This is a genomic window from Kitasatospora sp. NPDC059571 (assembly GCF_042735675.1).
Taxonomy (GTDB): Bacteria; Actinomycetota; Actinomycetes; order Streptomycetales; family Streptomycetaceae; genus Kitasatospora.
The window spans coordinates 1,125-11,944 of sequence record NZ_JBHWBW010000227.1 but is presented as its reverse complement, the minus strand read 5'-3'; the positions used below and the strand labels follow the sequence as shown (position 1 = coordinate 11,944).

Below are 10,820 nucleotides of genomic sequence, written 5' to 3'. Positions count from 1 at the left end.
CGCGCCACCCCGCCGGGGCCCGGCGCGCGCCACCCGCCGGGCCCCCTCACCCGTTCCCGGACAACCTCACCCCGGCGAACCCGCCCCGCCCCGCCCGGGCCGGCCGGGCTCCTTCGCGAGTTCGGCGGTGAACTGGGCACCGGCCAGCAGCGCGAGGTTGGACAGCCACAGCCAGACCAGGAAGACCACGACCCCGGCGAGTGAGCCGTAGAGCTCGCTGTAGGTGCTCAGCACCGAGGTGTAGAGGGCGAAGCCGGCCGAGGCGACCAGCCAGAGCGCGGCGGCCAGCACACCGCCGGGCACACTGTTCGCCCGGCTGCGGGCGGGCGCCGGGCCGGTACGGAAGACGACCAGGACCAGGACGGCCACCAGGCAGAGCAGCACCGGCCAGCGCAGCAGGCCCCACGCCCAGGCAACGGGCGCGTCCACCCCCAGGAAGCGCCCCGCCGTCTCGGCGGCGGGGCCGGTCAGCAGCAGGAGCAGGGCGCTGACCAGGAGCAGGCCGAGCAGGGCGGCCGCGGTCAGCACGATCCGGTGGGCCGTCTGCCAGGGCGAGCGCCGGTCCTGCACCCCGTGCATGCGGTGCAGGGTGCGCCGGAAGACCGCCAGGTAGCTGGAGGCGGACCACAGCGCGCTCGCGGTGCCGCCCGCGAGCAGGCTCCAGGCCGCCGAATCCGGGCGCAGCATCCGGTCCAGCACGTCGTGCAGCTGGCTGCCGGAGCCGGCCGGGGCGTAGGCGCTGACGTGCGCGACGAAGTTCTCCGCAGTGGCCGGACTGATCATGCCGAACGCGATGACGGCGACCAGCAGCGCGGGCAGCACGGCGAGGATCGCGTAGTAGGTGAGCGCGGCCGCGTGGTCGGTCACGTCGTCGCGCCACATCGCCACCGGCGTCGCCCGCAGGGCCGGCCACCAGGAGGCCCGTCCCCGGCCCGGGGTCCGGCTGCCGAGGGCCGGACGGTCCCGGCCGGCCGGGGCGGCGGGGGCGGTGCTGTGCTCTGCCGTCATCGGGGAGGCGCCTCTCGAAGCGTGGGGACGATCAGGACCGCGAGCGTCCGGCGGTCAGCCGTCCTCGTGGCCCGGTCTGCCGGGCGGGTGGAAGCAGGCGGTGACGGTCTTGCCCTCACGTTCGGGCCGAGCCTGCCAGTCGTCGGCGAGCGCGTCCACCAGCGCGAGGCCGCGTCCCGACGTGGCGTCGTCGCCGGCCGCGCGCGGCGGGCCCGGCAGCCGCGGGTCGGAGTCGTGGACGGCCGCGTACAGGCACTGGCCGTCCCAGGTGAGCACCAGGTCGGCGGAGCTGCGGGCGTGCACGTGCGCATTGGCGACCAGCTCCGACACCGCGAGGATCACGGCGTCCGCGGTCTCGGGGGCGCTGGTCGTCCATCCCAGCTCGTCCAGGTGCCGACGGGCCCAGTCGCGGCCGGCCCGTACGCCGCCGGCGACCGGCAGCCTCCGCGCCCAGCCGAGCGCACCCAGTCTCGGGTCCTGCGTGTCCACCGGTCGCTCCTTCCGCGTGCTGCTGCCGAGGTCCCCGACCGGTTGCCCCGGTTCGCCGGCCGGTACTCCCCCGGGTCTCGGGTGCGCTCCCGGGACGCGGGCCCGCCCGGTCCGAGCTCCGCCCCCGGGCGGGCAGGGACGCGTCGAACCGCGGGCAGCGGGTACCCGAGCGCCACCGTCCGGCCACGGCGGGCCGCCTCCCGGTGGACGGCCCGCCCGCGTTCCTCGAGGAGATCTCGTGCTGTCCGAACCCGTCGCACCGCAGACCGCGCCGCCCGCATCCGCATCCACATCCGCGGCGACCGGCCCCACCGGCACTGCCCCCGCCGCCCGCGGCCGACGGCTGCGGCGCCGGTTGGAGGGCCTGATCGGCATCGCCGCGACCGAGGGCAACGAACTCGTCCCGCTGCGCAACGGCGACGAGATCTTCCCGGCCATGCTGGCGGCCGTCGAGGGCGCCACCCGGACGGTCGACATGACCACCTTCGTGTACTGGCGCGGCGAGATCGCGAGCCGGTTCGCACAGGCGCTGGCGCGCAAGGCGGCGCAGGGGCTGCGGGTGCGGCTGCTGCTGGACGGGTTCGGCAGCCGCCTGATCGAGCCCGAACTGGTCGAGCTGATGGCGTCCTCCGGCGTCCAGGTGGCCTGGTTCCGGCGCCCGGTGCGCCTGTCGCCGCTGAAGCAGAACCACCGCTGCCACCGCAAGGTGCTGGTGGTGGACGGCCGGACGGCGTTCACCGGCGGGGTGGGCATCGCCGAGGAGTGGTGCGGCGACGCCCGCCACCCGGGCGAGTGGCGCGACACCCACGTCCAGGTCCGCGGCCCGGCGGTCGACGGCATCGCGGCGGCCTTCGCCCAGAACTGGGCGGAGTGCCGGCCGGACGCGCTGTACGACGAGGCGGACCGCTTCGAGGACCACGACCAGCCGGGACCGGCGGTCGTCCAGGTGGTCCGCGGCTCCGCCAGCGTCGGGTGGCAGGACCTGCAGACCCTGATGCGGGTCGTCATCTCCTCGGCCGAGCAGCGGCTCCGGCTGGCCACGGCGTACTTCGCCCCGGACGACTACTTCGTCGACCTGCTGTGCGCGGCCGCCCGGCGCGGGGTCGAGGTGGAGCTGCTGGTCCCCGGCCGGCACACCGACAAGCGGGTCTGCCTGCTCGCCGGCGAGCGGTACTACGAGCAGATGGCGGGGTGCGGGATATCGGTGTGGCAGTACGCCCCGACGATGATGCACGCCAAGATCCTCACCGTGGACGGCGTCGCCGCGGTGATCGGATCGGCGAACTTCAACCGCCGCTCGCTCGACCACGACGAGGAGGTCGTCCTCGCAGTCGTGGACGAGGAGTTCACCGCCCGGCTGGACCGGCACTTCGACGAGGACCTGGCCCGCAGCGAGCCGCTCGCCGCCGCGCGCTGGCGCCGGCGCGGCCCGGTGCGGCGCGTGCTGGAGGCGGCCACCGCGCCCGTCCGGCACTTCCTCTGACGGGTCGGCGGCGGCCACCGCTCCCGCTCCCCTCGGCCGGGCGGCGGGAGCAGTGGAGTGAAACCGCGCGGCGGGGTGAGAAGCGTGGCGTGCTGACACTGAGAGTGCTGTGGACCGTCGTGGCCGGGTGCGCCGTCGCCGCCGTGGCGGCGGCCCTGCTGGTCTCCCCGTGGTGGTGGACCGCGGCGGCCGTCTGCGGCGCCGCCTGCGCGGCGGCGGCGCGGGACGTGCTGCAGCGGCGGCACTCGATCCTGCGTGCCTACCCGGTGCTGGGCCGGCTGCGGTTCGCGATGGAGGCCGTCCGGCCGGAGATCCAGCAGTACTTCGTGGAACGCAACGTCGACGGCCGGCCGTTCGACCGCGACACCCGCACCATCGTCTACCAGCGCGCCAAGGGCACCGACGCCGAGGAGCCGTTCGGCACCGAGCAGGACCTCTACCGGAGCGGCCGCGAGTACCTGGTGCCGTCCCTGGCGCCGTGCGACGTCCCCGACCGGGTGCCGACCGTGGAGGTCGGCGGCCCGGACTGCTCCCGGCCGTACGCCATGGCCCTGCTCAACGTCTCGGCGATGAGCTTCGGATCGCTCTCGGCCAACGCGGTACTGGCTCTCAACACCGGTGCGGCGCGCGGCGGGTTCGCCCAGGACACCGGCGAGGGCGGCCTGTCGGAGTACCACCTGCGCCCGGGCGGCGACCTGGTCTGGGAGATCGGCACCGGCTACTTCGGCTGCCGGGACGGGGACGGGGCCTTCGACGGGGCGCAGTTCGCCGAGAAGGCCGCGGACGACCGGGTGAAGTGCGTGTCGCTGAAGCTCGGCCAGGGGGCCAAGCCCGGCATCGGCGGGGTCCTGCCGGGGCCGAAGGTGACCGCCGAGATCGCCGCGGTCCGCGGTGTCCCGCAGGGTCGGACGGTGCTGTCCCCGCCCTACCACCGGGTCTTCACGACCCCTCGGGAGCTCGTCCTGTTCATCGCGCGGATGCGCGAACTGGCCGGCGGGAAGCCGACGGGCTTCAAGCTCTGCGTCGGCTCGCGCCGGCAGTTCCTCGCCGTCTGCAAGGCGATGCGCGCGGAGGGCGTCACGCCGGACTTCATCGTCGTCGACGGCGCCGAGGGCGGCACGGGCGCGGCGCCGCTGGAGTTCGCCGACCACGTCGGCCTGCCGCTCACCGACGGACTGGCGACCGTGCACCGGGCGCTGGTCGGCACCGGTCTGCGCGACCGGATCAGGATCGGCGTCTCGGGGAAGGTCGCCACCGGCAGCGACCTGGTCAAACGGCTCGCGCAGGGTGCCGACTACGCCAACTCCGCGCGGGCGATGATGTTCGCCCTCGGCTGCATCCAGGCACAGCGCTGCCACACCAACACCTGCCCGGTCGGGGTCGCCACCCAGGACCCGCGCCGCGCCCGTGCGCTGGACGTCGGCGACAAGGCGCTGCGCGTGCAGCGCTACCAGGAGGCGACGGTGCGCAGCGCCCTGCAGATCATGGCCGCGATGGGTGTGCGGGACCCATCGGGGCTGGGCCCGGACATGCTGCTGCGGCGGGTCGATGAGCACACCGTCCGCTCGCACGCCGAGCTGTTCCCGCCGCTCGCCCCGGGCGAGCTGCTCGACGGGCCGCCCGCGGCGTGGGCGGCGGACTGGCTGGCCGCCGACCCCGACCGCTTCACCGTCTGACCGGGGCGCAGCCGCGCCCGTACAACCCCGACCGAGGAGAGAACCGTGGCACGAACCGTCGCCCGCGTGATCATCGACGCCCTGCAGGAGCTGGGCGTCCGCCAGGTGTTCGGGGTGGTGGGGGACGCGCTCAACCCGCTGACCGATGCCATCCGCACGAGTGAGGGCATCGACTGGATCGGCTGCCGGCACGAGGAGGCGGCCGCCTTCGCGGCGAGCGCGCAGTCGCAGCTCTCCGGGACGCTCGGCGTCTGCATGGGCACGGTCGGACCGGGCGCGGTGCACCTCCTCAACGGCCTGTACGACGCGGCGAAGAGCCGCACCCCGGTGCTGGCGATCACCGGCCAGGTGCCGGTCTCCGAGCTCGGCGGCGACTACTTCCAGGAGGTCGACAACGACCTGCTGTTCCGGGACGTGGCCGTGCACCGCGCCACCGTCACCGACCCGGGGCAGGTCCCCCGGCAGCTGGAGGCGGCGGTGCGTACCGCGTTCGCCGAGGGCGGCGTCGCGGTGCTGACGGTGCCCGCGGACGTCGGCCCGCTGGAGGTACCCGGGGACCGCCCGCTGTCCTTCCCGCGCAGCCGCCCGGTCGTACGTCCGGACGACCCGGAGGTGTGGGCGGCCGCCGAGCTGATCAACGCCGCCTCCCGGGTGACCCTGCTGGTCGGGCAGGGCGCCCGGGCGTCGCGCACCGAGGTGCTGGCGCTGGCCGAGCGGCTGGCCGCGCCGATGGTCCTCACCCTGAAGGCCAAGGAGGGCTTCGAGGGGGACAACCCCTACCAGGTCGGCCAGACCGGCCTGATCGGCAATCCGGCGGCGGCGCACGCCCTGGACTCCTGCGACGCCCTGGTGATGCTCGGCACCGACTTCCCCTACCGCGACTGGTACCCGAGGGGGTGCACGGTGGTGCAGATCGACGTGCGGGCGGCGCACCTCGGACGGCGCACCCCGGTCGACGCCGGGCTCGCCGGCGATGTCGGGGCCACATTGCGGGCCCTGCTCCCGATGCTGGACACCGTTCACGAGCGCGACCACCTGGAGGACGCCCGCGGGCGGTTCGCGCAGTGGCAGGCCGACCAGGCCCGGCTGGCCGATCCCGGCCACGACGACCGCCCGGCCGGGCGGCTGCGCGCCGCACTGGACAACCCGGGCGACGACGTCCGGCCCGAGGCGCTCGCCGCGGCCGTGGACGCCATTGCGGACGCCGACGCCGTCTTCACCTCGGACACCGGGATGGCGACCGTCTGGCTGAGCCGCTTCGTCACCATGCGCGGGAACCGCCGGCTGATCGGCTCCTACAACCTCGGGTCGATGGCCAACGCCATGCCGCAGGCGCTGGGCGCGCAGCTGTGGGCCCCGGACCGGCAGGTGGTGGCGTTCTGCGGGGACGGCGGCCTCAGCATGCTGCTGGGCGACCTGCTGACCGTCCGGATCCACCGGCTGCCGGTCAAGCTGATCGTCTTCGACAATCGCAGGCTCGGCATGGTGACGCTGGAGCAGGAGCAAAACGGGCTGCCGGAGTTCGGGACGGAGCTGGACAATCCCGACTTCGCGGCGGTCGCGACCGCGCTCGGGATCACCGGGATCCGGGTGACGGAGGCCGCGGGCCTGCACGAGGGTGTCCGCGCCGCGTTCGCCACGCCGGGGCCGGTCCTGCTGGACGTCCTCACCAATCCGCAGGAGGTGGCGGTGCCGGCCCGGCCGACCCTCCGGCAGGGCTGGGACTTCGGCGTCGCGAAGGCCAAGGAGCTGCTGAACGGGCGCCGGGACTGAGCACTCCCCCGTGGTGGACTCGGCGCGGCCCGTGCGGCGGGCGTGCCGGGCCCGGGGCCGGGCAGACGGGCGGCGACGGATGTCGGAGTCCGGCCGCGGGCCGGACCGGTGAGAGGTGGATGGCGATGGCGTCCCATGTCGAGGGTCGGGCCCGGGGCGGCACGCGCGGCGGCGTCCTGCGCGCGGCGGGCCGGTCGGGGTTCACCGCGCGCGGCGTGGTCTATGTGCTGGTGGGGGTGCTCGCGCTGCGGATCGCCTTCGGCGACGGCGGGGAGGAGGCCGACCGGCAGGGTGCGCTGCACCGGATCGCGGCCCAGCCGTTCGGGTCGGTGCTGCTGTGGGCGCTGGCTGCCGGCTTCGCCGGGATGGCGCTGTGGCGGGCGTCCACCGCGGTCTTCGGCGAGGCGGGCAGCAGGAGCACCGGCAGCCGGCTGCTCTGCGCCGGCCGCGCCGTGTTCTACGGCTCCGTCTGCTGGGGAACGGCCGCCTACGCGGCCGGCAGCAGCGGCGGTTCGAACGGCGACGCCGCGTCCCGGGACTGGACGGCGTCCGCACTGGGCCTGCCGGGCGGGCGGTTCCTGGTCGGCGCGGCCGGCCTGGCCCTGGTGGGCATCGGGGTGGGGGTCGCGGTACGGGCGGTGCAGCGCCGGTTCCTGCGGAAGCTGGACACCGGCGCGATGGGGCGGCGCACCCGGACCGCGGTGACCGCGACCGGGGTGTCCGGCAACCTGGCGCGCGGCGCCGTCTTCGGCGGCGCCGGCGTCTTCGTCCTGGTGGCCGCCGTCCGCTTCGACCCGGGCCGGGCCAAGGGCATGGACGACACCCTCCGCTCCTTCGCCACCAGCGCCGCAGGACCGTGGCTGCTCGTCGCCGTGGCCGCCGGACTGGTCCTGTTCGGCGCCTTCTCCTTCGCCTCGGCCCGCTGGCGCCGGCTGTAGGGAGCGTGGCGAGAGTACGGATTGCCGTCCGTCGTCGCTGCCCCCGCGACATGTCCCGGGCCGACAACCACCGCTTCTCGCACGGACGGCGTCGACGACGCCCGGCCGTTGCGCACCCGTTCCGGGCACCCCGTGCCCGCGCCGACCGCGCCCCGCTCGCCGGCATCGGACGGTGAGCGGCGCGCGGGCCGGGGTGGCCGGGTCCGGGATCAGTCGGCGTCGTCGGCCTTGAGCCAGTCCGGGGTCCGGAAGGTGCCGCCGTACATGGGCAGGTCGATGGTCGAGCCGTAGCGGGCGAGCTGGGCCCAGGGGCGGTTGATGCCCGCGGAGCCGTAGCGGCGGACCCGGGTGACGGTGTCCAGGTCGAGGACGTCGACGAGCACCTCCTCGCCGGAGCCGGCCTGCTGGCGGACGATCCCCTCCGGGTCGACGATCGCGCTGGCGCCGACACCGGCCGGGTCGGCCGCGTTGACGTTCACCACGTAGATCTGGTTGGTCCAGGCGTTGGCGCGGGCGCAGACGAGTTCCATCTCGCGGTCCCGGGTGGTGGTCAGGGTGGGCTGGATGACGACCTCCGCGCCGAGCCAGGCGAGTTGGCGCATGGTCTCCGGGAACGACCCGTCGTAGCAGATCGCCAGACCCACCCGCCCGATGCCCGGCATCTCGAACACCGTGAACGCGTCGCCGGGGCAGGCCCGTTCGTACGGCTGCCAGGGGAACACCTTGCGGTAGCGGGCGACGATCGCGCCGTCGGGCGAGATCACCGGGGTGGTGTTGTGGACGGTGCCGTCGGCGGCGCGCTCGTAGACGGACCCCGGCACGAGCCACAGGCCGGTCTCGACGGCGAGCGCGGCGAGCCGGTCGGTCAGCGGGCCGGGGACGGGCTGCGCCACCGTCTCCATCCAGTCGGCGGGGGCGGGCCCGAGCAGCGGGCCCTCGGCGGCGAGCAGCAGCTCCGGCGCGACGACCAGTTGGACGTGCGGGAAGAGGTCACGGGTGGCCCGGACCTGGTCGGCGAACCGGGTCCAGGAGGCCTCCGGGTCGTGGGTGACCGGGGCGGTCTGCAGGGCGGCGACGGCGAGTGTGCGCATCAGGGATCAGTCCTCGGTGACGGTGAGTTCGCTGACGGCCGTGCGGCCCTCGGCGAAGAAGCGGCGGTGGCGGGAGCGGACGGCCAGCAGCACCGGCAGGCCCAGCGCGATGGAGCCGACACCGAGCAGGAACACCCCGCCGATCCCGGCGAAGGAGGTGCTGCCGTAGTCGGCCGCCAGCATGTCGTGGGCGCTGCGGGCGAACGCGGCCAGCATCATCAGCCCGCCCAGCAGCGGCATCACGCCCTTGACCAGCAGGTCGCGCGGCGAGTTGCGCAACTGCCGCCGGAAGTACCAGACGCAGGCGAGGGCGGTGATGCCGTAGTAGCAGGCGATCAGCAGGCCGATCGAGAGGATGGCGTCGCCCAGGAAGCGGGTCGAGACCAGGTCGAGCAGGACGAGCAGGCCGGCCGCGGCCGCGCCGAAGACGGTGGTGCCGAAGGCGGGCGTGCGGTGCACCGGGTGGATCCGGGCGAACGCCGCGGGCAGCGCCCCGTGCGCCGCCATCGACAGCGTGCCGCGCGGGCTGCTGATCAGGCAGGTGAGCAGCGCGGAGAGGGCCGAGACGCAGACGGCCAGCCGGACCACCTCGGCCAGGGCGCCGCCGAGTACGGAGGGTGCGAGGGTGGCCAGGACGTCGGACGCGTTGTCGGCGTTGCCCAGGCCCACGCCCGTGCCGCCGGTGCCGGCGAAGGAGATGGCGGCGTACGCGGTGAACAGGTAGGTGCCGAGCAGGACGAAGGTCGACACCAGCACCGCGCGGCCGGGGACGCGGTCGCTGTCGCTGGTCTCCTCGTTGACGGTGATCAGCGCGTCCCAGCCCCAGTAGATGAACAGGCAGAGCAGGACGGATTCGGCGAACGGGCCGAGACCGCCGAACGCGAACGGGTCGAGCCAGGACAGCGAGGGCGTGGCTGCGCCGGGCCGGGCGAGGGCGGCGGCGCCGAAGCCGAACAGGGCGATCAGCTGGAGGGCCAGCAGGACGTACTGGAGCGAGGCGGCGATCCGGACGCCGCGCCGGGCCACCGCGGTCAGGGCGGCCAGCAGCAGCACGGCGGTCGCGGTGACGGCCGCGGTGCTGTCGGCGAGCCCGTGCAGGCCGAGTACCTGGAGCAGGTAGCCGGCGCCGACCTGGGAGAGGGCGGTCATCGCGATCAGGGTGGCGATCTGCACGACCCAGCCGCCGCCGAGCCAGCCGGCCAGCGGCCCGAAGGCCCGGGTGGTCCAGACGAAGGTGGTGCCGCAGTCGGGCATCTCCCGGTTGAGCTCGCGGAACGCGAACGCCGTGAGCAGGATCGGCACGAATCCGAGCAGCAGCGCCGCGGGGGCGAGATGGCCGACGACGAGGGTCACCAGGCCGAGCGTGACGGCGATGCTGTAGGCGGGGGCCACCGAGGAGAGGCCGAGGGCGACGGCGGCGAGCAGGCCGACCGAGCCGCTGCGCAGTCCCTTGTCGGCGGGGGCGGGCGGGGTGCCGGATCTGGTTCCGGCGGTGGGGTTCATCGTCACGGTGGGGGTCCTCACGGAAGGTGAACGTGTTAAACGCAGATTTAAAGACGTGGCGCCTTCACCGTCAAGAGCTGCTCGGATATCGTTAAAGCCCCATGAAGTCGAGCAAGGAGGGCCAGGACCGTGGCGGCGAAGAAGGGCGGCAGCAAGGAGGCCCGCCGGGCCGAGCTGGGGGCGGCCGTGCAGCGCGCCCTGCTGACCCGCGGACTGGAGGGGCTCCGGCTGCGCGACATCGCCGAGGAGGCCGGGGTGACGCCGGCCGCGGTGCTGTACTACGGGGACCTCGACGCGCTGGTCCACGAGACCTACCGGCAGGCGATCGAGCGCTTCGGCCGCGAGCGGGAGGAGGCCGCTGACCGCTTCACCGATGCCCGGGACAGGCTCGCGGCCTGCATCGACCACGGCGTCGCCTCGGGACCGGACGACGCCCTCACCCGGCTTCTCTTCGAGTACTGGCCGCGCTGCCTGCGCGACGCCCGGGCGGCGGCCCTCGACAGCGCGCTGACAGAACGTCAGATCGCGGTGTACACGAGCATCCTGGTCCTCGGGCAGGCCCAGGGGCACTTCACCCTCCAGGACCCGCCGCGGCTGCTCGCGGCCGGCTTCGTGGCGATGGAGGACGGCTACCAGATGGAGATCCTCGCGGGCCGGCGCAGCCGGGCCGAGGTCGTCCACGCCCTGCACGCCTACGCACGCGCCGTCACCGGGTACGACCCGGACGGCCGCGGCTGACCCGGCGGCGTCGCGGGCCCGGCCCGCGGGGGGGGGGGCGGGGGGGGGCGGCGGGGCCCCCCGGGCCCCCGCCGGGGGGGGGTTCGCCCGCGGGGCCACGGCCGGGGTCCGCACCCCCCCC

The 10,820-nt window shown here is 74.9% G+C and carries 9 protein-coding genes; 5 read left to right on the top strand and 4 right to left on the bottom strand.

Annotated features, from left to right (window positions below):
* Positions 1-66: 66 nt before the first annotated feature.
* Complete coding sequence (locus ACFV0G_RS23360; RefSeq protein WP_380551120.1) at positions 67-1,008, bottom strand: YihY/virulence factor BrkB family protein; 942 nt, start codon at positions 1,006-1,008, stop codon at positions 67-69.
* A 54-nt stretch (positions 1,009-1,062) separates the two neighbouring features.
* Positions 1,063-1,497: an ATP-binding protein gene (locus ACFV0G_RS23355; protein ID WP_380551117.1), complete on the bottom strand. Its 435-nt coding sequence runs from the start codon at positions 1,495-1,497 to the stop codon at positions 1,063-1,065.
* A gap of 238 nt (positions 1,498-1,735) precedes the next feature.
* Here ACFV0G_RS23355 and ACFV0G_RS23350 point away from each other — a divergent pair, with 238 nt between their 5' ends.
* From ACFV0G_RS23350 to ACFV0G_RS23335, 4 genes are all read left to right on the top strand, one after another.
* On the top strand, positions 1,736-2,980 hold the full coding sequence (locus ACFV0G_RS23350) for a phosphatidylserine/phosphatidylglycerophosphate/cardiolipin synthase family protein (protein ID WP_380551114.1): 1,245 nt from the start codon (positions 1,736-1,738) through the stop codon (positions 2,978-2,980).
* A 104-nt stretch (positions 2,981-3,084) separates the two neighbouring features.
* Entirely contained in the window at positions 3,085-4,656 is a 1,572-nt protein-coding gene (locus tag ACFV0G_RS23345; protein WP_380551126.1) for an FMN-binding glutamate synthase family protein, read from the top strand.
* Positions 4,657-4,701: 45 nt separating this feature from the next.
* A complete protein-coding gene (locus tag ACFV0G_RS23340) occupies positions 4,702-6,429 on the top strand; it encodes a thiamine pyrophosphate-dependent enzyme (protein WP_380551111.1) in 1,728 nt (575 codons plus the stop codon).
* Between the two features lie 125 nt (positions 6,430-6,554).
* On the top strand, positions 6,555-7,367 hold the full coding sequence (locus tag ACFV0G_RS23335; protein ID WP_380551108.1) for a DUF1206 domain-containing protein: 813 nt from the start codon (positions 6,555-6,557) through the stop codon (positions 7,365-7,367).
* A 209-nt stretch (positions 7,368-7,576) separates the two neighbouring features.
* On the opposite strand, the gene ACFV0G_RS23330 is transcribed toward ACFV0G_RS23335, so the two are convergent.
* Together ACFV0G_RS23330 and ACFV0G_RS23325 are read right to left on the bottom strand one after the other, a co-directional pair.
* Positions 7,577-8,458: a carbon-nitrogen hydrolase family protein gene (locus ACFV0G_RS23330; protein ID WP_380551105.1), complete on the bottom strand. Its 882-nt coding sequence runs from the start codon at positions 8,456-8,458 to the stop codon at positions 7,577-7,579.
* Positions 8,459-8,464: 6 nt separating this feature from the next.
* Entirely contained in the window at positions 8,465-9,961 is a 1,497-nt protein-coding gene (locus ACFV0G_RS23325) for an APC family permease (RefSeq protein WP_380551123.1), read from the bottom strand.
* A 129-nt stretch (positions 9,962-10,090) separates the two neighbouring features.
* Here ACFV0G_RS23325 and ACFV0G_RS23320 point away from each other — a divergent pair, with 129 nt between their 5' ends.
* On the top strand, positions 10,091-10,699 hold the full coding sequence (locus ACFV0G_RS23320; RefSeq protein ID WP_380551102.1) for a TetR/AcrR family transcriptional regulator: 609 nt from the start codon (positions 10,091-10,093) through the stop codon (positions 10,697-10,699).
* Positions 10,700-10,820 lie beyond the last annotated feature (121 nt).

Coding starts and splice junctions, on each gene's coding strand:
- ACFV0G_RS23360 (WP_380551120.1), bottom strand. CDS start 1,008: ATGACGGCAGAGCACAGCACCGCCCCCGCCGCCCCGGCCGGCCGGGAC.
- ACFV0G_RS23335 (WP_380551108.1), top strand. CDS start 6,555: ATGGCGTCCCATGTCGAGGGTCGGGCCCGGGGCGGCACGCGCGGCGGC.
- ACFV0G_RS23330 (WP_380551105.1), bottom strand. CDS start 8,458: ATGCGCACACTCGCCGTCGCCGCCCTGCAGACCGCCCCGGTCACCCAC.
- ACFV0G_RS23325 (WP_380551123.1), bottom strand. CDS start 9,961: ATGAACCCCACCGCCGGAACCAGATCCGGCACCCCGCCCGCCCCCGCC.